At 39.7% G+C, this 25403-nt stretch carries 25 protein-coding genes; 12 read left to right on the top strand and 13 right to left on the bottom strand.

Translation table 11 applies throughout. The features are described from left to right. The first annotated feature begins 167 nt into the window (after positions 1–167). The 8 genes from MMP72_RS14265 to fdx all read left to right on the top strand — a co-directional run bounded on the left by MMP72_RS14265 (position 168) and on the right by fdx (position 6284). Entirely contained in the window at positions 168–815 is a 648-nt protein-coding gene (locus MMP72_RS14265; RefSeq protein ID WP_241318363.1) for a hypothetical protein, read from the top strand. 108 nt (positions 816–923) lie between these two features. Then, complete coding sequence (locus tag MMP72_RS14260) at positions 924–1397, top strand: Rrf2 family transcriptional regulator (protein ID WP_241318361.1); 474 nt, start codon at positions 924–926, stop codon at positions 1395–1397. Between the two features lies 1 nt (position 1398). After that, positions 1399–2616 carry an IscS subfamily cysteine desulfurase gene (locus MMP72_RS14255; protein WP_241318359.1) on the top strand — a complete coding sequence of 406 codons (1218 nt, stop codon included), beginning with the start codon at positions 1399–1401 and terminating at the stop codon, positions 2614–2616. Between the two features lie 79 nt (positions 2617–2695). Next, positions 2696–3082 carry a Fe-S cluster assembly scaffold IscU gene (iscU, locus tag MMP72_RS14250; RefSeq protein ID WP_004671591.1) on the top strand — a complete coding sequence of 129 codons (387 nt, stop codon included), beginning with the start codon at positions 2696–2698 and terminating at the stop codon, positions 3080–3082. Between the two features lie 29 nt (positions 3083–3111). Then, complete coding sequence (gene iscA, locus MMP72_RS14245) at positions 3112–3432, top strand: iron-sulfur cluster assembly protein IscA (protein WP_241318357.1); 321 nt, start codon at positions 3112–3114, stop codon at positions 3430–3432. 79 nt (positions 3433–3511) lie between these two features. Further along, entirely contained in the window at positions 3512–4030 is a 519-nt protein-coding gene (hscB, locus tag MMP72_RS14240) for a Fe-S protein assembly co-chaperone HscB (RefSeq protein WP_241318355.1), read from the top strand. Positions 4031–4068: 38 nt separating this feature from the next. Continuing rightward, positions 4069–5928, top strand: a complete 1860-nt coding sequence (gene hscA, locus MMP72_RS14235; RefSeq protein ID WP_241318353.1) for a Fe-S protein assembly chaperone HscA — start codon at positions 4069–4071, stop codon at positions 5926–5928. Between the two features lie 17 nt (positions 5929–5945). Beyond that, positions 5946–6284 carry an ISC system 2Fe-2S type ferredoxin gene (gene fdx / locus MMP72_RS14230; RefSeq protein ID WP_241318351.1) on the top strand — a complete coding sequence of 113 codons (339 nt, stop codon included), beginning with the start codon at positions 5946–5948 and terminating at the stop codon, positions 6282–6284. A gap of 89 nt (positions 6285–6373) precedes the next feature. Here fdx and MMP72_RS14225 read toward each other — a convergent pair whose 3' ends face one another. The 10 genes from MMP72_RS14225 to aceI all read right to left on the bottom strand — a co-directional run bounded on the left by MMP72_RS14225 (position 6374) and on the right by aceI (position 17858). Further along, entirely contained in the window at positions 6374–7813 is a 1440-nt protein-coding gene (locus tag MMP72_RS14225; protein WP_241318348.1) for an adenylate/guanylate cyclase domain-containing protein, read from the bottom strand. 49 nt (positions 7814–7862) lie between these two features. Beyond that, entirely contained in the window at positions 7863–8297 is a 435-nt protein-coding gene (locus MMP72_RS14220) for an HIT family protein (protein ID WP_241318346.1), read from the bottom strand. Between the two features lie 193 nt (positions 8298–8490). After that, positions 8491–11952: a transcription-repair coupling factor gene (gene mfd, locus MMP72_RS14215; RefSeq protein WP_241318344.1), complete on the bottom strand. Its 3462-nt coding sequence runs from the start codon at positions 11950–11952 to the stop codon at positions 8491–8493. A 211-nt stretch (positions 11953–12163) separates the two neighbouring features. After that, a complete protein-coding gene (locus tag MMP72_RS14210) occupies positions 12164–12973 on the bottom strand; it encodes an SDR family NAD(P)-dependent oxidoreductase (RefSeq protein ID WP_241318342.1) in 810 nt (269 codons plus the stop codon). 341 nt (positions 12974–13314) lie between these two features. Continuing rightward, positions 13315–14172, bottom strand: coding sequence for a cysteine ABC transporter substrate-binding protein (locus MMP72_RS14205; RefSeq protein WP_241318340.1), 858 nt, complete (start codon positions 14170–14172; stop codon positions 13315–13317). Positions 14173–14228: 56 nt separating this feature from the next. Beyond that, a complete protein-coding gene (locus tag MMP72_RS14200; RefSeq protein WP_241318338.1) occupies positions 14229–15083 on the bottom strand; it encodes a transporter substrate-binding domain-containing protein in 855 nt (284 codons plus the stop codon). A gap of 29 nt (positions 15084–15112) precedes the next feature. Continuing rightward, positions 15113–15844 (bottom strand): amino acid ABC transporter ATP-binding protein, encoded by a 732-nt coding sequence (locus MMP72_RS14195; RefSeq protein ID WP_241318336.1) that lies wholly within the window; start codon positions 15842–15844, stop codon positions 15113–15115. After that, positions 15841–16512, bottom strand: coding sequence for an amino acid ABC transporter permease (locus MMP72_RS14190; protein WP_241318333.1), 672 nt, complete (start codon positions 16510–16512; stop codon positions 15841–15843). The genes MMP72_RS14195 and MMP72_RS14190 overlap by 4 nt, the downstream gene beginning before the upstream one ends. Further along, complete coding sequence (locus MMP72_RS14185; protein ID WP_241318332.1) at positions 16502–17161, bottom strand: amino acid ABC transporter permease; 660 nt, start codon at positions 17159–17161, stop codon at positions 16502–16504. Before MMP72_RS14185 ends, MMP72_RS14190 begins: the two co-directional genes overlap by 11 nt. A gap of 268 nt (positions 17162–17429) precedes the next feature. Then, positions 17430–17858 carry a chlorhexidine efflux PACE transporter AceI gene (aceI, locus tag MMP72_RS14180; protein ID WP_241318330.1) on the bottom strand — a complete coding sequence of 143 codons (429 nt, stop codon included), beginning with the start codon at positions 17856–17858 and terminating at the stop codon, positions 17430–17432. Positions 17859–17963: 105 nt separating this feature from the next. On the opposite strand from aceI, the gene MMP72_RS14175 reads away from it, so the two are divergent. The 4 genes from MMP72_RS14175 to MMP72_RS14160 all read left to right on the top strand — a co-directional run bounded on the left by MMP72_RS14175 (position 17964) and on the right by MMP72_RS14160 (position 21964). Further along, positions 17964–18854: a LysR family transcriptional regulator gene (locus MMP72_RS14175; protein ID WP_241318328.1), complete on the top strand. Its 891-nt coding sequence runs from the start codon at positions 17964–17966 to the stop codon at positions 18852–18854. A gap of 114 nt (positions 18855–18968) precedes the next feature. Continuing rightward, on the top strand, positions 18969–19958 hold the full coding sequence (gene tal, locus MMP72_RS14170; protein ID WP_241318326.1) for a transaldolase: 990 nt from the start codon (positions 18969–18971) through the stop codon (positions 19956–19958). A gap of 73 nt (positions 19959–20031) precedes the next feature. Beyond that, positions 20032–20682, top strand: a complete 651-nt coding sequence (gene leuE / locus MMP72_RS14165) for a leucine efflux protein LeuE (RefSeq protein WP_241318324.1) — start codon at positions 20032–20034, stop codon at positions 20680–20682. A 109-nt stretch (positions 20683–20791) separates the two neighbouring features. Next, positions 20792–21964 carry a benzoate/H(+) symporter BenE family transporter gene (locus MMP72_RS14160; RefSeq protein WP_241318321.1) on the top strand — a complete coding sequence of 391 codons (1173 nt, stop codon included), beginning with the start codon at positions 20792–20794 and terminating at the stop codon, positions 21962–21964. Positions 21965–22007: 43 nt separating this feature from the next. Here MMP72_RS14160 and MMP72_RS14155 read toward each other — a convergent pair whose 3' ends face one another. The 3 genes from MMP72_RS14155 to MMP72_RS14145 form a co-directional block, all read right to left on the bottom strand. Continuing rightward, positions 22008–23840, bottom strand: a complete 1833-nt coding sequence (locus tag MMP72_RS14155) for a monovalent cation:proton antiporter-2 (CPA2) family protein (RefSeq protein ID WP_241318319.1) — start codon at positions 23838–23840, stop codon at positions 22008–22010. A gap of 168 nt (positions 23841–24008) precedes the next feature. After that, positions 24009–24446 carry an RDD family protein gene (locus MMP72_RS14150; RefSeq protein WP_241318317.1) on the bottom strand — a complete coding sequence of 146 codons (438 nt, stop codon included), beginning with the start codon at positions 24444–24446 and terminating at the stop codon, positions 24009–24011. 70 nt (positions 24447–24516) lie between these two features. Beyond that, positions 24517–25203 carry a dienelactone hydrolase family protein gene (locus MMP72_RS14145; RefSeq protein WP_241318314.1) on the bottom strand — a complete coding sequence of 229 codons (687 nt, stop codon included), beginning with the start codon at positions 25201–25203 and terminating at the stop codon, positions 24517–24519. Positions 25204–25403: the final 200 nt, after the last annotated feature.

Raw genomic sequence — 25403 nt, 5'->3', positions numbered from 1 at the left:
TAACCATAAAAATGTTTTTATAATATCAAAATTAGGACTTGATCGTTTTAAAAAACTGTTCTACAAAGCAATATAGTCATGTAAATTGTTTTTAACAGTTGAGTAAGGATACTCAAGTTTTACAGGCTTTGTTTTTTTAGATTAAATAGGTAAGGATAAAGAGACTTATGAGTGATACGCAACAAAGACATAAACACCCCCATTTGTTGCTAAACATTGTCATCATTGTTTTAGAAACTTTTTCCTCTTTCATCCTCACACATGATGCTGCGCTGCGTTTGCAAGCAAAAAATTTAATTGATCAAAAAGTTACGATTCGTATTAACAGCTACATCCCTTTCTTTGACTTTTATATTCAATTCACAGAAAAAGGGTTGTTATTTGATATGAAAGCACTCGATCGAAAAATAGATTTAGAAATTAACAGTACACTGATCGATCTCGTCAAAATCTTTGTATTCAATAATCAACGTAGCATTAGCAATATGCGTATTTTAGGAGATTCAACGCTCGCTGAGCAATTCATCGACTTGGTTCCTCATTTTACCTTATCTAGCATATTGGTAAACTGGAAACAGTGGTTTAATGCGTTTGGTGATGATGCCGACACAATTGCATCGCAGCATCGGATCGCCCCACTTCTAGAAAAAATTGATCAACAACGTTCCGAAATCAACAGCTTGCTCGTTGAAGTTAAGCAACACCAAAATCGCATTCTTCGTCTACAAAAACGTCAGCGTTTGATCAATATCAGCTTTGCGGTATTGAGCTTTATTTTTATTGCTTTTTTTGTTTATAATGCGTGGATACAATAATTCTCTGATATTTTACTTTTCACTTGCATAATGGCAATTAAAAAACTTGACTATTTTAGTCGGAATTCATAAAATTTAGACATCTAGTCTAACCATGTGTATCGAATCATGCGCCTTACTACTCGCGGTCGTTACGCAGTGACTGCTCTACTTGATTTAGCTTTGCAGCCAACTGAACAAACGATCACGCTTGCTGAAATAGCAAATCGTCAATCCATCTCAGTCGCTTATCTAGAACAGTTATTCGCAAAACTCAAACGACACGGCTTAGTTTCAAGCGTTCGTGGTGCAAATGGCGGATATCATCTTGCGCGTCGTGCAAGTGAAATCACAGTACTAGCAATTATTGAAGCTGTAAATGAAACTGTCGATGCAACGCGTTGTGACCATAAAGGCAACTGCCAAAATGGTGCAATGTGTTTAACGCATGACTTATGGCAAGAACTCTCCCACCATATTGCCGATTATCTTGCAAAAATCACCCTTGCCGATCTAGTCGCACGTGACAACGTTCAAACCGTTGCAGTCCGTCAAAATTCAGTAAGTTTAGATTCAGCCCTTCTATCGGTTACAGGTATTTGACATGAAACGTCCAATTTATCTTGATTACGCAGCAACCACTCCCGTGCTTCCTGAAGTTGCGGAACGTATGATGGAATGCTTAACCTTCGAAGGGTCTTTCGGTAACCCTGCCTCACGTTCGCATGCTTATGGTTGGCAATCTGAAGAAAAAGCGGAATATGCTCGTGAGCAAGTTGCAAATTTAATCAAGGCTGATCCACGCGAAATCGTTTGGACTTCTGGTGCAACTGAATCTGACAACTTAGCCCTAAAAGGTATTGCTCAGTTCTACGCTTCAAGAGGCAAACACATCATCACAAGTAAAATCGAACACAAAGCTGTGTTAGATCCTTGCCGTGAACTTGAAGAACAAGGTTTCGAAATTACTTATTTAGAGCCTGAACCACGTACAGGTTTAATTACCCCTGAAATGGTTCAAGCTGCACTACGTCCTGATACGATTCTGGTCTCATTGATGATGGTCAATAATGAGATCGGCACAGTAACAGATGTTACTGCAATCGGTGAATTGACGCGTGCAAACAAAACATTCTTTCATGTGGATGCGGCTCAAGCTGCTGGTAAAGTTGAAATTGATCTTTCAACCATGAAAATCGATTTGATGAGTTTCTCTGCACACAAAATTTATGGTCCCAAAGGGATTGGCGCGCTCTTCGTTCGCCGCAGTCCACGTGTTCGCTTAAAAGCACAAATGCACGGTGGCGGTCATGAACGTGGTATGCGTTCTGGTACTTTAGCGACGCATCAAATTGTAGGTATGGGCGAGGCTTTTGAAATTGCTGGCAAAAATCTACAAGCAGAACAAACGCGTATTCGTCAGCTCCGTGACAAGTTATGGAATGGTTTACAAGACCTTGAACAAGTCTTCTTAAATGGCCATCAAACTCAAAGCGTTGCAAATTACTTAAACGTCAGCTTCAACTTTGTTGAAGGCGAATCACTCATGATGGCACTAAAAGATGCAGCAGTTTCAAGTGGTTCTGCATGTACATCTGCAACCTTAGAGCCGTCATACGTTTTACGAGCTTTAGGTCTATCTGATGAGTTAGCACATAGCTCAATCCGCTTTAGTTTTGGTAAATACACGACTGAAGCAGATATTGACCACGTGCTAACCATTACCAAAGCCGCTGTTGAGAAATTGCGTGAACTTTCTCCGCTTTGGGATATGTATAAAGAAGGTATTGACCTTTCGACAGTTGAGTGGGCTGAACACTAATTCATTGAACTTTCAATTGAAAAACGTATTTTCACCCTCATATTAATATTAGGCTGACCCCGAGTTTTGGAGAAGCAACATGGCTTATAGCGAAAAAGTAATTGATCATTACGAAAACCCTCGTAATGTTGGTGTTTTAGACAAGAATGCAGAAAACGTAGGCACAGGTATGGTCGGTGCACCTGCATGTGGTGACGTTATGCGCTTACAAATTCAAGTCGACGACAATGGCGTAATTGAAGAAGCACGTTTTAAAACTTATGGTTGCGGTTCTGCAATTGCATCAAGCTCTTTGGTCACCGAGTGGCTAAAAGGCAAAACGCTTGATCAAGCACAAGCGATCAAGAATATTGATATTGCAACTGAGCTAGCACTTCCACCAGTAAAAGTACACTGTTCTGTATTGGCTGAAGATGCGATTAAAGCTGCGATTGAAGATTATCGCGGCAAAAAAGTTAAAGCTTAATTGATGACCGATCAAACATTGGAGTTTTCATGATCCATTTAACTGAAAATGCTGCGACTCATATCAGCAATTACCTCCAAAATCGAGGTAAAGGTGAAGGCATTCGTGTTGGTGTGAAAACTTCAGGTTGTTCTGGCTTGGCTTATGTGCTCGAATTTGTTGATGACATAGACGCACATGATCAAATTTTTGAACAATCTGGTGTTAAAGTTTTTGTTGATCCTAAAAGCTTAGTTTATCTCGATGGTTTAGAAATGGACTATGTGAAAAATGGCTTAAATGAAGGCTTTGAATTTAGCAACCCAAATCAAAAAGGTGAATGTGGCTGCGGTGAATCATTTACTGTTTAAGCACACGCTCCTTTCTTTTCGTCAAAACAGTGTGTCCGCACTGTTTTAACGTATTTAACAATAGCGGAATTCATCTCCCATGAATCATTTTGAGTTGTTCTTATTACCCGAAGCACTCGATATAGATTTAGCAGCTTTAAAAAAACAGTTTTTAAGTTTGCAACAGCAATATCACCCAGATAAGACCAGTGATAAAGATCAAGCTTTGATCAAGTCAAGCGACATCAATCAAGCGTATAAAGTTTTATCACACGTTGATAGCCGCGCTGCGTATTTGCTTGCCTTAAAAAAGCAGGATCATCATCTTGATCAATCTATCAATGATTTTGAGTTCTTACAATCTGCACTGGAAATGCGTGAGCAACTCGATGAAGCAACATCGACAGATCAACTCCATACATTAAAAGTAGATGTGCAACAGTGGATTGATAGTTTAGTGCGTGAGTTTAAAATCGATTATACAGAGGAAGACTGGGCTGAAGCACGCGATACCGTACGTAAGCTGCGTTTCTTCCAACGTGTTATGAATGATATTGATAAAGCTGAAGATCGCATGTTCGATGCAGAAGATAGCTTCGATTTAGACGATGATTTTTAGTCCGCTTTAACCGATTATTTTCAAGGGATAACTCACGCATGGCACTTTTGCAAATTGCTGAACCTGGTCAATCTACTGCCCCGCATCAACACCGTATTGCGATTGGCATTGACTTAGGGACAACCCACTCTTTAGTGGCGACAGTGCTATCGGGAAAACCGAAAGTTCTACAAGATGAAAAAAATAGAGTCTTACTCCCCTCTATTGTTCATTATGCAAAGGATACAACAACCTTTGGTTATGAAGCCAAACCCTTTATGATGACCGATCCAAAAAATACGATCGTTTCAGTTAAACGATTTATGGGTCGTTCACAATCAGATATTAAATTCCAGCACCCATATACACTTGTTGGTGCTGAAAATGAAATGCCAGCTTTTGAAACACCAGCAGGTCGCAAAACCCCTGTGGAAATTTCTGCTGAAATTTTAAAACAACTTAAAGAACGTGCGGAAGCAAGCTTCAACAATCCAGTGAATGGTGCTGTCATTACTGTTCCTGCTTATTTCGATGAAGCACAACGTCAAGCGACACGTGATGCAGCCCAACTGGCAGGCTTAAATGTTTTACGTTTGTTAAACGAACCAACTGCTGCTGCGGTTGCTTACGGTCTTGACCAAGAAACCAATCTAAGCACTGATCGTAACTATGTTATTTACGATTTAGGTGGCGGTACTTTTGACGTATCTATCTTGCGTTTTTCCCAAGGTGTATTTGAGGTTTTAGCCACTGGTGGCCACACTGCTCTTGGCGGTGATGACCTAGATCGTCTCATCGTAAAATGGGCAAAGAAACAACTCAGCATTGAGACACTAAACGATGAAGAATATGCTGTTTTCATTGTTGCCGCTCGCCAAGCAAAAGAATATTTAACAGACCACGAATCTGCTGAATTAAAACTATTAGATGACCGTCTGACTTTAGACCGCACGACGTTTGAATCCATCATTCAAGTGGCACTCGATAAAACCATAAGCGTATGTAAACGTGTTTTACGTGATGCAAAACTTAAATTAGCTGATATTGAAAACGTGGTTTTAGTCGGTGGCTCAACGCGCTCTTATGCTGTAAAAAAAGCGGTAGCTGAATTGTTTGAACGTGAACCATTGTGCACGATAAATCCAGATGAAGTCGTTGCAATTGGCGCATCGATTACAGCCAATCAACTGATTGGAAATAGTCAGGATGGTTCGCTATTACTCGATGTCACCCCACTTTCTCTTGGCTTAGAAACCATGGGTGGTCTAGTTGAACGCTTAATCTCACGTAACACCGCTATTCCTGTTGCACGTCGCCAAGAATTCACGACCTATCAAGATGGTCAGACAGCAATGTTGATTCATGTTGTACAAGGCGAGCGTGATTTAGTCGAACACTGTCGTTCATTAGGCCGTTTTGTTTTACATGGTATTCCACCAATGACTGCTGGACAAGCCCGTATTGAGGTGACTTTCCAAGTCGATGCAGATGGACTTCTCACTGTTTCTGCTAAAGAAAATACTTCTGGCGTTCAAGCTAAAATTGATATCAAACCATCTTATGGCTTGTCATCAACAGATACCGAACGCTTACTGATAGAAGGTTTCCAACATGCCGAGGAAGATAAACAACTCCGTCATTTGCAAGAAACCAAAGTTGAAGCACAGCGTGAGCTGGAAGCTTTGGAACAAGCTTTAAAAGCAGATACGGACTTATTAACTCAGCAACAAGCTCGTGATTTAATCCTAGCTGCCGAAGCCTTAAAAGTTCGTCTTGAAACCAATGAGCTTGAAGCAATAGAAAAAGCTGTTCAACAACTTAAAATTCATAGTGATGCATTTGCTGCACTTCGTATGAACCGACATATTGACCATGCCTTAAAGGGTACAAAACTTGAAGATTGGTCAAACTCAAACTAACGGTATAGGTGATCAATATGCCACGTATTAAAGTGCTCCCTCACGCCCAAATTTGTCCTGAAGGTGCTGAATTTGAAGTCGAACATAATGCCAATTTATGCCAAAGCTTGCTCAAGCAAGGCATTAAAATTGAACATGCTTGTGACATGTCTGCGGCATGTACCACATGCCACGTCGTTGTTCGTAAAGGATTTGACAGCCTTGAAGAAATGAATGATATCGAAGCTGATTTACTTGACCGTGCTTGGGGTTTAGAGCCTGACTCTCGCCTATCATGCCAAGTGGCCATTGTTGATGAAGATCTGGAAATTGAGATTCCTAAATACACCATCAATCATGCTTCTGAAAATCATTAAGCTAATCGTTTCATGATTTAAAAAATCCTCTTTTAATCTTTTAAAAGAGGATTTTTTTATGCTGAAAATAAAATATGATCACTCAGCGTTTATTGTTTAACTTCATCATCCAATGTGAGTTTCGGAACACCCTGCGCATTGGTAATTTTTTGATGCGTCTGAATACGCTCAATCATTGTTTCTAAAATCTCGACCAACTCAGGATATTCGTAGTTTTGGACTTCTTCTAGGTTCAAGACCAAATGAAAGCCCTTATAATCATAATCAAACCATTTTTGCGTATCAGATTTCTTGCCAGTGAATTTCTCCATCACTTGCCAAGTTTTAACAGGGCCTTGAATTCCTTTTAAATAAATAGGCACTTTAGGCACACATAAAAATTCACTTTTGATGAGTTGATGTGTGTCATCTGCAATTAAAATCTCGTCTACTTCTGCGGCAGATTGTAATCGTGATGCCAAATTCACATCACGACCAACAATGGTATAAGCCATACGATGCGATGCACCATAATTACCTACGTGACAATAACCTGTACTTATTCCCATGCGTATATGCAGTGCGGGATAGCCCATTTTCTTCCAGCGCTCACGTAACAATTTCATTTGTTGACGCATCGCAATCGCCATTTCCACACAAGATTTTGCATCTTGTTCGGTACCTTGCGAGTTTGGATCACCAAAGAAAATAAGAATGGCATCGCCCATAAACTTATCTACAGTCGCTTCATACTGTTTGGCAATTTCAGTCATATGGCTTAGATAATCATTGAGTAAAAAAGCCAAATCATCTGGAATAAGCGTTTCTGAAAGCTCGGTAAAACCTTGGATATCAGAGAAAAAAATGGTGAGTTTTTTACGTTTATATTCAATTTTTGCTTCAGCTTCACCACGCATGATCGATTGCCACAGTTGTAGTGGCGCATAGCGACTAAGCTGATTTGCAAAGGCAATATAACGTGTCATTTGATTATGGTAATGCTGGCGTTGCTGCCCCAAGATACTCAATCGACGATGCTGGTAATAATTACCAATCACAATAAAGACCATTAGACCCAACAAACTGACCACGGTCAGTTCAGGGTTAGTCGGTTCAAAATACTGCTCAGCGCCAAAAATAAAAAAAGTACTAAAATAAAACGTAATAACGCCAATAAGTCCGATCAGACAGGCAATCGGTAAAGAAATTCTATTGTTCAATCCAACATATAATAAGGCAAAAATAATAACAAAGGTTGGAACTAAACTTAGATGCAGTGCAGCAAGAACGATGGCAACAATGATCGCCTCATTGGCGAAAAAAACATTTTTTTCAGTTTTTTTATCGTATTTATATTGCAGCCATTTTTCGAGTCGAGGACAAAATAAAAAATAAATCAATAATAAAGGGAGGATATAAAGTTGATAGTTAGCACTCGATGAGGTAAATGTATAAATTACCAAAATGAGTGACAGAATCGAATATCCCATCAAACGATGGAAGTAAGCGAACTGTCTAGGTTCTTTATCAATCAACCTATCTAGCGGCACTCTATCCTCCTTTCTTATTATAGAATACTATTCTTCTTCTATTTTTAGATCAGTCCATACGCCAATCGAATGGCATATCACCTTGACCACGCAATGCAAGCATTAATGTTTGGCGCATATGTGCCAACACATCATTACTATAAGGAACAGCAGGTGTTCCCCATACTGGTTTAGGCCACGCCACATCGTTTTGATAGCGCACGACATGATGAAAATGCAATTGAGGTACAACATTCCCTAAAGCAGCAACATTCATTTTATCCGCACGGAATACACGCGCAAGTTGGCTGGATAACCAGCTTGATTCACGCAAAAACTGTTCCTGATCTGCTTGGCTGAGTTCATACAGCTCTGTAACCCCTGGCACACGTGGCACAAGGATCAACCAAGGAAATTGCATATCATTCATTAAACGACATGTTGAAAGCGGGAAATCGCCTACAAAAAATGTATCTTGAGCAAGTTGGGGATGCAAACTAAACATATCTTTATAAATGATGCAGAATAATGATGATCAATACTATCACATCAGTTCTGATGTGAATATTCTAAGTATGCTATTTGATTACAAATAACAATGATTTTCCTCATTTATTACATAAGGCTTTAATCAAAGAAAGTCGTTAGCTTGTAAAAAAACCAACTTGCTCAATTAACCAACAAATCATGGTTTTTTTCTAGTCATTCATTTCACTTAATAATTTATTCAATAAATCAATAATGAATTGAATACGCTTATCATATTCAGCAAGCTGCACCATAATTTTCAAGCGTTGACCACCCTCCATTCGATAATAAGTTGGATTTTTCTGCATCAATTGAATAATGCTGACCGCTTGTACTGGGGTATCAGGTGAAAATTCAACATAGCCCCCATTGCTATTGATATCAACTTTGGTCATCCCAAGTTGTTCAGCTTTCAAGCGGATTTGATGAACGCTAAAGAGTTGCTTAACTGATTGTGGTGGAATACCAAAACGGTCGATCAATTCCATGCGGATATTGTCCAACTTTTCCTGCGTATCGGTATTACTAATACGCTTATAGAACAGTAAACGCTGATGTACATCACCCAAATAATCGTCTGGAATGAGTGCTGGCATATGAAGATTAATCTCAGCAGTCAATGACAATGGCGCATCAAAGTTTGGTGTTTTTCCTTTTTGAATCGCTTTGGTCGCCTTTTCAAGCATTTCCATATACAAGCTATAACCAATGGCATGCATAGAACCACTTTGCTGCTCACCTAACAGCTCACCCGCACCACGGATTTCCAAATCCTCTGTCGCCAGCATAAAGCCAGCACCTAAAGTTGAAGCACGCTGAATCGCATCTAAACGCTTTTCGGCATCCCCTTTTAAGTGCTTCAGCGAAGGTACCAATAAGTATGCATAAGCCTGATGATGCGAACGACCAACACGCCCACGTAATTGGTGGAGCTGCGCTAAACCTAACTTATCAGCACGCTCAATAATAATAGTATTGGCATTTGGGACATCAATCCCTGTTTCGATAATCGTCGAGCACACCAAAACATTATATTCTTTGTGATAGAACTGCTGCATCACTTGTTCGAGTTCACGTTCGCGCATTTGCCCATGTGCAACTGCGACACGTGCTTCAGGGACTAAAGTACGAATCGTTTCAGCCGCTCGCTCAATGCTTTCCACTTCATTGTGTAGAAGATATACCTGCCCACCACGCAATAACTCACGCAAAATGGCTTCTTTGATTGAGTCATCGGTATGTTCTTGCACAAAGGTTTTTACCGCTAAACGACGTGCAGGAGGCGTAGCAATAATCGACAGATCACGCATGCCAGAAAATGCCATGTTCAATGTCCGCGGAATCGGTGTTGCGGTTAAGGTCAACATATCGACATCGGCACGTAAAGCTTTGATCCGCTCTTTGTCTCGAACCCCAAAGCGGTGTTCTTCATCTACAATCATTAAACCTAAATGATTAAATTGGATATTTTCTTGTAGGATCTTATGCGTTCCCACCACGATATCGACTTTACCATCTGCTAAATCTTCGATGATTTTTAAATGTGTTTTATTACTGCCAAAACGAGATAAAACCTCAATTCTAACGGCGGTATCAGCAAAGCGATCTTTAAATGATTCAAAATGCTGTTGTGCCAATAATGTCGTCGGCACAAGTACAGCGACTTGTTTACCATTTTGCACTGCGACAAAAGCTGCTCGCATCGCAACTTCGGTTTTACCAAAACCGACATCACCACAGACTAAACGATCCATCGGCTTAGCCAATTGCATATCATGTAATGTGGCATCAATGGCGTTGGCTTGGTCCAGCGTTTCTTCATAAGCAAAACCACTGGAAAATTGCATATATGCCATTTGATCAAGCTCAAAAGCAAAGCCAGGTTTAGCTTGACGACGTGCCTGAATATGCAACAACTCAGCAGCAACATCATGAATTTGTTCTAAAGCTTTGCGTTTGGCTTTGCTCCACGTATCCGTACCAATTTTATGTAAAGGCGCAAGATCAGGATCACCACCGCTATAACGACTGATTAAATGTAAGTTAGTGACAGGTACATATATTTTTGCACTATCCGCATAATCAAGTTGTAAGAACTCATAATCTTGTTGATCAATTTCCAGTGTAACCAAACCAGCATAACGTCCCACACCATGATCAATATGAACCACAGGCGCGCCAATATTTAACTCAGTTAAACTACGGACTAAGAACTCTTCAGAAACTTCTTGTTGACGCTTTCGACGGCGTTGCATGACACGATGTTCATACAACTGATTTTCTGAAATAACGGAGAGTTGATCAGTTAACAATAACCCACGATCTAAAGGTGCATTGGTAATCGCAACACGTAATTTTTCTTTTTGGAATTGAGCAAAACTTTCTACTGTCGTAATTTCACCCAAAGCTGAACGTAATGCATCTTTTAAGGTTTCACGACGACCCGCACTTTCAGCCACCAATAAAACAGGGTGATTGCTTCGATCCACATAACGTTTGACCGCTTCAAAAGGCTGCTCTTTTTTTGGCTCAACTGCAAGTTTAGTCGGTGGCTCAGCCGTTAAATTCAGTACACCAGCTTTGTTTTCAAAAGCGTCAGCAGATGCAATAATTCGTGGAAGTTGATTTAACGCCTGCAACACATGGTTTGGCGTTAAAAATAATTCTTCAGGTGGAAGAATCGGTTGATCGATATTGTGACGGCGATCTTCGTAACGACGTACGACTTCTTTCCAAAAGTTGATTAATTCATCTTCAACTTCATTATTTGTAATGACAATGCAATTCTTTGGTAAGTACATCGTTAGCGTGCTTTGTGCTTCCATTGTCTTTTTATCAAAAAACAATGGTAAGTAGAACTCCAATCCAGGCGTCGCAATCCCTTCTAATACATCTTGATAAATGGGATTTTTCTTCGGATTGGCGGTCGGAAAACTTTCTGCATAACGATCTCTAAAGGTAGAGCGCCCTTCTTTTAGCGGAAATTCTTTTGCAGGTAAAACTGTAAAGTTTTTTAAGGATTCTGTGGTTCGTTGCGTTTCGGGATCAAAGAATTTTAGGCTTTCTATTTCATCATCAAATAGATCTATTCGGATCGGTTGTTCTTGCCCAGATGCAAAAATATCCATAATGCTGCCGCGAACAGCAAACTCACCATGATCATAGACGGTATCAACTAAACGGTAGCCAGCCTGAACCAGTTGCTTTTTCTGCACCTCTAAATCTAGCTTTTGTCCCACTTTGATATCAAAGTGTTCACCGACGACCCATGAATAAGGTGCAACTCGTTGCGCTAAGGTGCTGGCTGAAACAAGTAAAATGCCTTTTTGTGGCATGTTGGATAAAATAGCCAAGCGTTCTGAAACAATATCTTGGTGTGGGGACAATCGGTCATAAGGTAAAATTTCCCAGTCTGGGAAAATTACTGGTTTGATACCATAAAATTCGAGTTCACTTTCTAACTGTGCAAGGTGCTGATTATTCCTCGTCACAATCACATATAGGTTTGAACTTTGCGTGGCAATTTCTTTAAATAATAGTGCGGCTGATGATCCTAGTAAGGAACCAATCCAGCGTTTTTCGCCTGCTTTGAGTTGTTGTAAGTTTAATTGAGAGATTTCTTGCTGAAACATAGAGAAAATCATGCAATTTGAAAGACAAGTAGCCTAGTTTAGCATGTTGTTTTTTATGTGGATATGAATCTAGAAAGTAAAAAAACAGCAGTAGAAATAAGATAGACGCCTTATAAACTCGCTATTATCTAAGTTATTGACACAAGCAATCCAATCAACTTACTTATCCATTTACAATGAATTAGCTCTTTCTTTATACGTTAACAAAAGGTTAGCTGGATTTATCTTTTAACTTTTTTTCTAGCCGACGATCCATCAAGCGAAATAACGGTCGAGTTAAATTCATGACAGTAGCAGGTGCTGTATTAAGCAAAGCATTTGCAATTGCACCACTGGTACTCGTTATACGATATGATTTTTGCTGTACAGCCTTGACGATCCAACTCGCTGCCGTAGAGGTATCCAGCATACGCATATGTTTATAGATAGTGGTTTTAGATGACATCGGGGTTCGTACCATTGGAAAATATACAATACTCACGTCAATTCCTTGATCGCCTAACTCCATGCTGAGTGATCGAGAAAAGGATTCCAATGCAGATTTACTGGCTAAATATGCTGAAAACAAGGGAATGGGTACTTGAGTAGACATCGTTGATATATTGATAATATGTCCACGACCATTTGCGAGAAAGTGTGGTAAGAAGCCTAATGTCAAACGTAATGCTGCAAAATAATTAATTTGCATGGTCCGCTCATAATCATGTAACCGATCCAATGCTTGAGTAATAGGACGACGTATAGAACGAGCAGCATTGTTAATTAATACATCAACTTTTACATGTTCACTTAAGATTTGTTCAATACACTGTTTCGCGTCTTCATCCAAGGTAATATCAACAGGATAAATCCATGCATTACCACCTTGTCCGTGGATAATATTCTGTACACGCTCTAATTCGTCTGCACGACGAGCAATCAAACAAATATTTGCACCTAATAAAGCCAGTTGAATTGCAGCCTGTTCACCTATCCCACCAGATGCACCAGTAAGTACAATTGTTTTTCCTTTTAAATTCATCGTACTTTTTTCCTATTCTCAATACTGTCCATATATAACCCATTTTGATCTTATTGCTTTGACCTAAGATTATTTTTCTGTTTGCCATTTTGATCAAATCTAAGTAGACGTCTTTCATAGATCCCCTTGCGGAACTTCAATCGTTCCTCATTCTTCCGATGGGAGGAAGACAAAGAGGCTAAATAATGATGAAAGTGGTCTAGTGAATATATATATCCAAATTTAAAAACTCCATGATATAAACCACTTTCTTTATGACAGTACCAAGTTTTCAGTATGAAAGTAACATTTAAAAAGCGGCATCTTATTAGTGCCGCTTTTTAAATCAAATTAATATGCTGTTATTCAATGATCAGATCTTGTGCGGCAATCGCATCGCCATACACTGGTTTTAAAGTTTTCTCATAGGCTTGATGAATGACACCTTCTTTTGCCAGTTTTTCAAGATCTTGATTGAGCCAATCTAAAAGTTCCTGATTGCCTTTTTTCACCGCGGGTGCAATCAAGTCCTGTTGTCCTAGACTGGTAATACCCACCGTATAATTCGGATTTTCTTTAGCCCAAGCCAAGACCAGTAGATTATCGTGTGCAAGTGCTACGCCACGACCATCTCTCAAAGCATCAAAAGTTTCGGTATTTTGCTCATACTTTTGCAGTTTAATCTCTGGATGTTGTTTACTGAAGAATGCATCCGCAGTTGTCCCCTTATTAACCAACAAGGTTTTATCTTTTAGCTGGGCAATATCGGTAATTACCTGACCTTTAGGAGATACCACGCCCAAGGCAACCTTTAAATATGGGCTAGCAAAATCCACGACTTCTTGACGTTCTGGTGTAACCGTAAAGTTGGCAAAAATAATATCGACTTTATTGGCTTTTAAGTATTCCACACGATTCGCGGCTTCCGTCAAAACAAACTCGACTTTATTTTCGTCTCCCAGCAGATCCTTGGCGACATGTTTAGCAATTTCAACGTCAAATCCCTGATTTTTCCCTTGTTCATCCAAATAACCAAATGGTGGTTTATCACTAAACACACCAATCCGAACTACACCATTTTTCTTAATTTGCTCAATACTCGATACTTGCTGATCCTGTTCGGTTGGATGCTGATTATTTTTATCGCATGCAGATAAGCTGATACCGATTAATGATGCTGCAAACAAATATTTTAGATTTTTAAAGCTTAAACTGGTCATTATTCTACCTCTGATTAGGTTTATGTTTTAAGTTGTGTATTGAGAATAGTGAGAAATTATGATTGAGCCACATTTAAAAAAACGTTGGCATCTACACTTTCGCCATAAACAGGTTTAAGGGTTTGGTCGTAGATTTTTTGTACCTCCCCCGTATTTCTTAATTGTGTAATTTCGGTATTCAGCCAATTCAATAACTGGGTATTACCTTTTCTAACCGCAGGAGCAATGAAATCTTCATTGCCAATCTGCTGGATACCTGCCACATATTCTGGATTTTTTGCAACCCAAGCCAATGCATAAGTACTATCCTGCGAAATAGCATCACCACGACCATCCTTAAGGGCATTAAAGGCATCAGTATTTTGCTCAAACTTAAGCAACTTAACTTTTGGATAATTTTTCGTGAAAAATATATCTGAGCTTGAACCTTTATTAACGATCAAGGTTTTCCCTTGTAACTGTTCCACTGCTGTGATGGCTGTCTTTTTAGGTGAAACAATTCCCAATGCGGCTTTTAAATAAGGCTCAGCAAAATCCACCACTTCCTGACGTTCTGGTGTGACAGAAAAACTGGCAAAAACCACATCAACTTTATTGGATTTCAAGAATTCGACCCGATTGGCTGCCTCAGTGATCACAAACTGTACTTTGTTTTCATCACCCAACAGATCCTTGGTCACCTGTTTTGCCAGCTCGATATCAAAACCTTGATGTTCCCCACGGCTATCGACATAGCCAAATGGTGGATTATCTGCAAAAACTGCGACTATTAACACATCCTGATTCTTGATTTGATCCAGTGAATGATCCGCCTGAGTCGTTTCTGTTTGTGGTGCTTTACTACATGCACTGAATAAGGCAGCCAACAAAAGAATACTGCTGAAAGTTTTGAATGATTGTACTCTGCTCATATATGTTCTCATATTCATTATTAAATCGTTCAATATGCCAAAATATTTAAAAAAGCCTTTGCTCGCTCTGTTTGCGGCTGCTCAAAAAATTGCTGTGGTGGTGCCTGTTCAACAATCTTGCCTTTGTCCATAAAAATAATGCGATCAGCCACCTTGCGCGCAAAAGACATCTCATGCGTCACGATCAACATGGTCATGCCTTCATTGGCCAATTTCAGCACCACATCCAGAACCTCCCGAACCATTTCCGGGTCAAGCGCCGCAGTAATTTCGTCCAGCAAAATCACTTCAGGTTGCATGACCAGTGACCGAACAATCGCAATACGCTGTTTTTGACCACCAGATAACTGTCTTGGATAATCCAGCTTGCGTTCATACAGCCCAACCCGTTTGAGTAGTGCATCTGCGACCTGTTCAGCCTCTGCACGTTGTCGCTTCTGTACTTTTAAAGGACCCAACAGAATATTGTCGATTACGTTCATATGCCCAAAGAGCTCATAGTTCTGAAAGACCATGCCGATCTTCTGACGCACATCCACCCAAGGTAAATCTTTACCCAACACACCAGAGCCAGCCAGAGAAATTTCTCCGCCTTGTATAGGTTCAAGCCCATTGATACACCGTAACAGAGTGCTCTTACCACAACCTGATGGCCCTAAAATCACCACCACTTCACCTTGTTCTACGTCGAGATCAATACCTTGTAAAATATGACTTTGTGCAAATGATTTCTGTAATTGTTGTATAGATAACAAGGTCATGATGACTCCCAAGCTTTTTCCAGATGTGCTGCCAACCGAGACAAGGGATAACAGATCAAAAAATACAAAATAAAAATAAAGCCATAGATCGACAATGAAGCCGTTGGTACCGTCAACAAAGAATTTTCAATAATTTGCTGCCCAACTTTGATCACTTCAACCACGCCGATCAATACCGCTAGAGAACTGGTTTTGATCATTCGGGTAAACAGGTTGATCGCTCCAGGCGTGACCCGTTTTAAACTTTGAGGAAAAATCACATAGCCTAGTGCCTGTACATGACTTAAGCCCAGTGCATAAGCAGCATCCCGTTGATGCTGATCAATGGAGCTAATCGCAGCTCGAACCAGATCCCCCATTTCGGCTGTTCCCCATAATACAAACACTAAAATGCACACTGAAACAGCAGAAAATTGCCAGTTAAACCAAGTGGCAAAACCGAAGTAGAAGACAAACAGCAAAACCAAGATTGGAATAATCCGAATCGCTTCTAAATACAGCTTACACAGACTTCTGATCAGTAGATTTTTAGAAGTCATGATGACACCTAAAAGCGTGCCAAAAATCGCTGAAAAAAATACGGAAATAAAAGCGATCTGGGCGGTCACCCACAAACCATACATCAAACGTTCGAGATGGCTTGGCTGAAATAAATATTCAAACCCCATGGCTCACCCGACGACTTCTGTATTCCAAATAACTGATCAAGATGGACACTGGCAATAAAATAATTAAATAAGACATGATCAATAAAAACAGGGCTTCTGTGGTCTTATAGTCCATCCCAATTAGGTCTTTGGTCACAAACAACAGTTCAACCACGGCTATCGCACTCACCACCGAACTTTCCTTGATCAGAAAAAGACAGTTTGCACCGATAGCAGGAATAGACACGGCAAGTGCCTGAGGAAAAATCACATACTGAAAAATCTGATAAGGCTTGAGTCCAATACTTTGTGCAGAATCAATTTGCCCTTTGGCAACCGATTGCAATCCTGCTCTAAAGGCTTCGGCCATATAGCTGCCTCCCAGAAAGGTCAGCCCGATGACACCACACGTAAATCCATCAATTTTGATCCCGATTTTCGGTAAACCGTAATATAGGAAAAAGAGTTGAATCAACAGCGGCGTATTACGTGATATTTCAATATATATTTTTGCAACTTTATCAAGTATACGAACTCGATAAGTAATAAGGACACTACAGACCAGACCCAGCAAGATTGCCAGAATAATGCTGATGATCGAAATCTTCAGCGTAGTCAGCAAAGCAGAGAAAAATTGCGGAGCAACACTATGGATATACAGCCAGTTCAAGAAAAATTCCAAAAATTAAAACGTTATTACATTCAATGTTGTGATGTGTATTCACATTCCAAATAAATTAACTTTTTCATGTGATAAATAAAAATATTTTTATAAGATAAGCTTTGCATAATTTTCTAATCGAGAATAACTTTTGCAAAGAAGGCCAAACGCTTGGCCATCGACCATGATGATATTGAATTAATCTTATAAATGTCTTTTATTTAGATACAAAAAAGCATTCTTTAGACCCAGTCCAAAGAATGCTTTATCAATCAAATTACGATACTAACTTTGCATTTGGGAAGAAACGACCTTCTACTGAGTCATAACACCACTGGAAGATAAAGGTATAAACCAAGATACACATGGTTAAACCAAAATCTAAAATTAATGCATCAATGAAACTCATATGCATCATATAAGCAATAATTGGAATGGTTGCGAGCATCAAACCGCCCTCAAAGCCAATCGCATGTAAAATACGTACTGGAATGGTTCTTTCCCACTGGTGTTTATATTCCACCTTCTCAAAATAATGGTTAAAAATCATATTCCAAATCACGGAAATCACGGCCATAATCGTACCTAAAACACCCGTGACTTCTAACGGCATGCTAAAAATAAAACTTAACGCAATTGCGATGATGACCAATAAAATCACTTCATAGACAATCGCATGAATGAGTCTTCTTTTGGAAATCAACATTTTTAAAACACTCTATTGTTTGGATATGAGTCATTTTATTTTTATAATGTTGATTGATCCAATCAGGTTCTTTCAGTTTTTTTGATAGATGAGCAGCTTTGACAAATGAATATAAATCAAGAACAACTACACATGTTTCAAACCGTGATCGAAACAGGTTCATTTTCCGCCGCTGCCCGTAAGTTAGGCAAAGTGCCTTCTGCAGTAAGCATGTCGATTGCGAATTTGGAAATAGACCTCGACCTTAACCTATTTGATCGTATTGGACGTGAGCCAACTCCAACAGCAGAAGCAATCGTCCTCTACGAAAAAACACAACAGCTTTTAATTGAAATGAATCAATGGAAACAGCATGCCTTTGCCTTAAGTACAGGACTAGAATCCACTTTAAATATCGTCGTGGTCTCAGAACTATTACATACCAATTGGACGGATTATATTACCCTGCTTGAGCAGCAGTTCCCTAGCCTTGCGATTAATATCGTTTCCGCACCTCAAGAAGATGCACTGCAAATGTTACTCGACCAATCTGCACAATTGGCCTTGATGTTTGAACGAGAACATTTGGATAGTCGTGAACAGTTTGTTGAATTAAAAAGAGAAGCTTTGGTGCCTGTGATTGCTGAAAGTCATCCTTTAGCTCAACTTGAAAAAGTGTCGTTCGAACAAATGGTGCAAACACGCCAAATCGTTGTTGCGAGTCGTGACAAAAACATCAAGCCAGAACTCCTCTTTTCCAAAGATTATTGGCGTACTGATAACCATCATTCAGCTTGTATGATGATCGTCCGGAATCTTGGTTGGGGCGTTCTTCCCTTAGAAATGTTCAACGAAAACCCAGAATTAAAGAAGAAGCTAAAAATCTTAAACTTATATGATTTTAGCCCAAAATTTGAATATTACGTTGATCTTGTCTGGAGTCGTGAAAGCGAATTAGGCGCTGCCGCACGTTTTCTGATTGAGTACATTCGAAATCAACGTCAACAAATGAAATAGGAAGCTTCAATAAATTCTAAACATTTCTCTAAAAAAAGCGATGCTTTGCTTTCCTGTAGATTGTGTTATAAATGAAGTCACCCATAATATTGTTTAAGAAAGAACGTTATATCAATGACTCAAACCGCATTAAACCAATTAAAGAATTTAACGACTGTTGTCGCAGATAGTAGTGATCTAGAAGCAATTGAAAAATTTCGCCCATTAGATGCAACAACAAATCCATCACTGATTACAGCAGCAGCTGAACAACCTGACAGTAGACAACTGATTGAAGATGCTTATGCACAAGCAAAACAAGAGGGTTATCAAGGTGATGAGTTAGTTGAACGTACCATTGATATCTTAACAGTCAAATTTGGCGTTGAAATTTTAAAACTGATTGATGGTCGTGTTTCGACTGAAGTTGATGCCTTGCTTTCTTATGATACGGAAGCAACGATTGCCAAAGCACGTGAACTGTCCAAACTCTATCAAGATTATGGTATTCAACAATCACGCATCTTGATTAAAATTGCGTCTACGTGGGAAGGGATTCAAGCAGCTAAGGTTTTAGAAGCTGAAGGGATTCCATGTAACCTCACGTTATTGTTTGGTTTACATCAAGCACAAGCCTGTGCAGATGCAAAAGTGACCCTAATCTCACCTTTCGTTGGGCGAATCTTAGATTGGTATAAAAAAGCCGAAGCTGTTGAACACTACCCCATTGAAAAAGATCCGGGTGTCTTATCAGTTAAGAAAATTTATAATTACTACAAACAACAAGATATCTCAACTCAAGTCATGGGGGCGAGTTTCCGCAGTACAGCCCAAGTACTTGGTTTGGCAGGTTGTGATTTGTTGACCATTGCTCCGAATTTATTAAATCAATTAGAACAAGATCAACAGCTTGTTGAAGCTCAATTATCAACGACTTCAGCTCAACAAGCTGAAACAATCGAACGTTCAGCTCAAACCAAAGAAAGTTTTAAAGCCGAACTCGAACACGATTTAATGGCATTTCAACTCCTCCAAGGTGGTATTGATGGCTTTATTAAAGCGCGAAATCAATTGAGTTTGTTACTGCGTCAATCTTTTGGTATCGACGCTGAAATCACCCCATAATTAATCTATTTTTCACCTAAAAAAACCGATTTTTGTTATATTAGCGAAAATCGGTTTTTTTAATGAGTTTATCGTGTTCGGTATCATAGATTTACCCACTTATATTATTGGTACAATCTTAATCATATTATTACCTGGCCCTAACTCGATCTATGTCATGTCAGTGGCTTCACGCTACGGTGTCCGTACAGGATATGCCGCGGCAGGTGGCGTTTTTACAGGTGATTTTATTTTAATTATTTGTACCGTATTAGGTGCAGCCTCATTACTCAAAGCCTTTCCGATTCTGTTTGTCATTCTAAAATTAACTGGTGCCTGCTACCTCGCTTATTTAGGCTTTAAGCTACTGCAAGGCGCTTATCAGACTTGGAATCGACCACCCCGTCGTGCAGAAATGGCTGATTTACCACAATTAGATAAGGTTCACCCTTATCGTACTGCGCTCAGTATCAGTTTGTTAAATCCAAAAGCAATTTTATTTTTCCTCTCATTCTTCGTACAATTTGTTGAACCAAGTTATGCTTATCCAGCATTAAGTTTCTTGCTTTTAGCGATCATTTTACAAATCGTGAGCTTCAGCTATTTAACTGCTTTGATTTTTTCAGGTATAAAATTGGCTGGTTTTTTCAAACACAATTATAAACTTGCAGCGAGTGGCATTTGCCTTGTTGGGATTCTGTTCTTTGGTTTTGGCTTAAGACTGGCGACTTCAACTCTATCTTAATAAAAATTTTGATCGACTAATCAATTTATTCAATCATCTTAGAACTACGATTCAAGGCATATTAACGATATACTTTTCAACAAATTTTAATCACGTATAGATGCATATAATGCAACGCCTCATTCAAGATTTTTCAATCCCCGCAGTATTTGCTGGTTTTATTACCTTTTTGATTGGTATTAGTGTTTCGGCTGTTCTGGTCATTCAAGGTGCCCAATCTTTAGGTGCGAACACAGCACAAATCAGCTCATGGTTTTGGGCACTCGGGCTAGCAATCGGCTTATCAGGCTTAATCCTCTCATGGAAATATAAATATCCTGTAGCAACGGCATGGTCGACCCCGGGTATCGCACTGATTATTGCTTCTACTGGGCATTATGATCTTTATCAGGCCATTGGCGCATTTGTCATCTGTGGTATTGCGATTGCAATCGTTGGATTTTCAGGGGTTTTTCAAAGGCTATTGGCGCATATTCCAGCCAGTCTCACCTGTGCCATGCTGGCAGGAATTCTACTCAAATTCGGGATTCAAATCTTTAGTGGTCTAGAAAGCCATCTCGGCTTTATCTTAAGCATGTTGGTGATTTACCTTGTCTCCAAGCGCCTATTTCCACGCTATAGCATCGTATTGACTGTGATTTTAGGTGCTGCGATTTGTCCGCTGTTTATTGATTTTCAACTCCAGCCCATTACATGGTCTTTAACTCAGCCCGTATGGATGCAACCTGCATTTTCATGGTCTGCTTTACTGGGTTTAGCTCTACCTTTATTTGTGATTAATATGACCTCACAAAACTTACCTGGTATTGCGATGATCAAAAGTTATGGCTATCAACCTCATGTCAATCAACTGGTTGGTTGGACTGGTGTTGCACATACTATTTTTGCACCTTTTGGCTGTTTTTCGGTAAATTTGGCAGCGATTAGTGCAGCCGTAAGTTTAGACGATCAAGTTCATCCTGATCCAAGCAAACGCTATATTGCAGGGATCAGTTGTGGTTTATTCTATATTTTCATGGGGCTTTTCGCGGCGACCTTAGTCAGTCTACTCATGTCATTTCCACAAATCTTTATTGTGGCACTTGCGGGTATTGCATTATTTGCGACCATTAGCCATAACATTGCGGTCGCTTTTTCAAATGTTGAGGAACGCGAAGCTGCCCTATTGACCTTTTTATGTAGTGCTTCTGGTGTGCAGTTTTGGGGAATAGGCTCTGCATTTTGGGGGCTTATTCTGGGTATTGTTGTCTTAATATTATTTAGATTTAAAAATAAGCCTTAGTCAAACTAAGGCTTATTCACTACATTTCAAAAAGCACTGAACTCTATTTATCCTCTAAATCCTTTAGTGCTTCGTTATCATTTAAAATTCGTCCAGCCTGCTTAGGTCGAATCAGCGGTTCTGTAGGTCGTGGATGTGTATGCGTGTACTGTAAACCGACACCCGCATAAACATCATCCGCAGCAATTTCAGTTTCAAAACGCTCATCATCACGATCACGAATTTCATCAGTAATCCGTTTAACTTCATCCTGATCGACACCTAACTCTTTTAAAATCACGCCGCCAAACTTGATAGCCGATTCAAAGGTTTCACGTACGATGTGATCGACTTTGTGCTTAACCAAATAAAGCGAGTGTTCGCGGTCATAAGATCTCACCAGTAGTTTCGACAGTGGAAATTCATGTCCTACCAATTCGACGATTTTATTGGTTGTTGCCTTATTATCGACACAAACCACGATGGCTTGGGCATTTTCAGCCCCAGAAGCATGTAAAATATCTAACCGTGCGCCATCACCATAATAGATTTTGAAACCAAATTTCTCTGCGTTTTGAATCATGTCAATGTCATTATCAATAATGGTGACATCAACACCTCTGGCCAATAATAATTGACTGGCTACCTGGCCAAAACGGCCAAATCCAATCATTAAAACACGACCACTTAGACCTTCCGCAATATTGACGTTTTCTAGAGAAATCGTATCTTTTTCCTCTGTAAATCGCTTAAAAATAATACCAAAAAGAGGTGTGAGTACCATTGAAAGTACCACGATTGCGGTAAGATTTGACTTGATTGTATTATCAATTACTTGAGCACTGACTGCGGCAGCAAAGAGTACAAATGCAAACTCCCCCCCTTGTGCCATGAGTAAGGCACGATCCAAAGCATCCGTATGAGAACTTTTAGTGACACGAGCGACAATATAAATCATCAATGCTTTGACAAACATCATGGCTAAAACGCCACTAATAATGAGCTGCCAATTCTGTGCGACTACGGATAAATCTAGCGACATCCCAACACCGAGGAAAAAGAGCCCCAGTAACAACCCACGAAACGGCTCAATATCCGCCTCAATTTGATGTCGAAAAGTCGACTCTGATAACAGTACACCTGCTAGAAAAGCACCCATCGCCATCGATAAGCCACTGACTTGCATCAACAATGCCGCACCCAATACCACCAAAAGTGCTGCGGCAGTCATGACTTCGCGTGCTTTAGCCGCTGCCAATAATCTAAATAACGGATTGAGCAACCAATACCCTGCTGCGATAAGACCCGCTATCGCAATCAGACCTATACCAATGGTTTCCATACGTGCTGAAGTCGTTTCCACCACATGATTGGGTGCCATAAATGCAATGACGGCCAATAATGGAACGATAAGCAGGTCTTCAAATAATAATATTGAAACTACCTTCTGTCCTCGTGGTTGAGCAATGTCACCACGCTCACCAAGGAGTTGCATCACAATGGCGGTTGAGGTCAGCACAAAACCTGCTGCGGCAATAAAAGCAACTTGCCATGTAAATCCAAATAGAATGCCTACACCTGTTAATGCTAAGGCACTGACTACAATCTGTAAGGTACCTAAACCAAAGATTTCTCGTCTAAGACTCCATAAATGTGAGGGTTGCATTTCTAGACCAATCACGAATAGGTACATCACAATGCCCAATTCAGCAATATGCAAGATGGATGTCGATTCATGAAAAAATGCAAAACCAAATGGCCCAATGATCAGGCCAGCAATTAGATAACCTAATACTGAACCTAGTCCAATTCGCTTAAAAATAGGCACAGCAATCACTGCCGCAGCCAACAAAACCACTGGAGCAATTAAACTTATTGAATCAGCCTCTGAACTCATACTGTTCTCATTGTTATTTATTCGATTTTATTCTATGTGAAACAATAAAAGACTTATATATCATTTATGAGACAATGCTTCCTGTTTCATTTATTTTCAGTGTACTAAAATAAAAAAAGCCACCATAAATGATGACTCTTCTTCACTTTCATCGGAATACAATCAAAACTACAGCTCTCTGACAACGACTGTTTTTGCCATTTTGTCATGCCAGCCTTGCTTTTTAGGATCAAAGGCCACCCAGATTAAACCAATAAATAACACTAAGGTTGCTGGGAAATAACCGATATAACGAATAATACCTTGCCCAACAGATACATGTTCACCAGTTTTCTCATCCAACACCTTTAAACGCAATAAACGTTTTCCTGGTGTTCCTGCAAATTTAACCCAGCAAAATATATAAAAAGCTGCTGTCACGATTTGCCAAATCCAATCAAATGTTGACATTAATTGGAATGAAGAAAGACCATCTGATGATACAGTTGTGCTACCACCACCAAAAATCATGGTGAATGGAATCAAAGCAACAATAATAATGATCGTATCCAGAATGGCTGCACCTACGCGTATCCAAAAACCAGCATATTCATATTTATGAGACATTTTCCCCTCGCTTTTTTATTTCTATATGAAAGATAAATACTGATAAATAATAAACTGTTGATGCAATAATTCATATTACATTTTGTTTTAATTCACGGTCAAAAAACTCAACTGTACGCTGCCACACCACTTTGGCATCAGGCAATCCACGACTCACGCTGCGGAAACCATGCGGCATATTATAAGTATAAGCTTCTACACGATCGCCGAGTTGCTGAATTAATTTATTCCGTTTCGCCGCAGGACAAAATGGATCAACCGTAGACCAATGCCCTTGCAAAATTCGAATCTCATCTAAAGATTCTTTTTTCGGAACACCAGCCCCCTGCACCCCTAATGAATGGTGATAAACAACAGGTGCAAGCATATCATCCCGTTTCGCCATCTGAATGACATAGCCACCGGTTAAACACTGCCCTAACATGCCTAAACGACCATTTGATCTTGGATCAGTTTTTAACGCATCTAAGAGTACATGAATTTCTTGGTTAACCTCACTATCCGCAGCATTCACACGGCTTGCTTTACTGACCATCGCCCGAATACAGTATTTTACTGCACCACCACTAAATAAGTTGGGTACATAAACCAGATAACCACGATCTGCCAAGTCTTGAGCATCTTCTCGATATACATCGAGTATGCCAAATAATTCATGTAGTAATAAGATTGCAGGTTGTTTTTCCGAAGTCTGTGCTGGTGCATACACTTCTACTTCGATTTGACGTGTCGGTAATGCAATTGTTTTTATTTCCATTTCAGTTATCTGTGTTATATAAATTACTTCCATACTATTTGTGACAATACAAATTGTCAAATAAAAAAAGGATGCCTAACGACATCCTTTTTAGAGTACAGCAACTGTCCTGTCCTGAAATAAGTTTACACATTAAGAGACTTATTTTATGGAACACGAAAGAGAACAACGAGTTAAGCGCACTCAACGAGATTATAGCT

Source organism: Acinetobacter sp. NIPH 2699 (assembly GCF_022549355.1).
Lineage (GTDB): Bacteria > Pseudomonadota > Gammaproteobacteria > Pseudomonadales > Moraxellaceae > Acinetobacter.
This window is presented reverse-complemented; position numbering and strand designations above follow the sequence as displayed.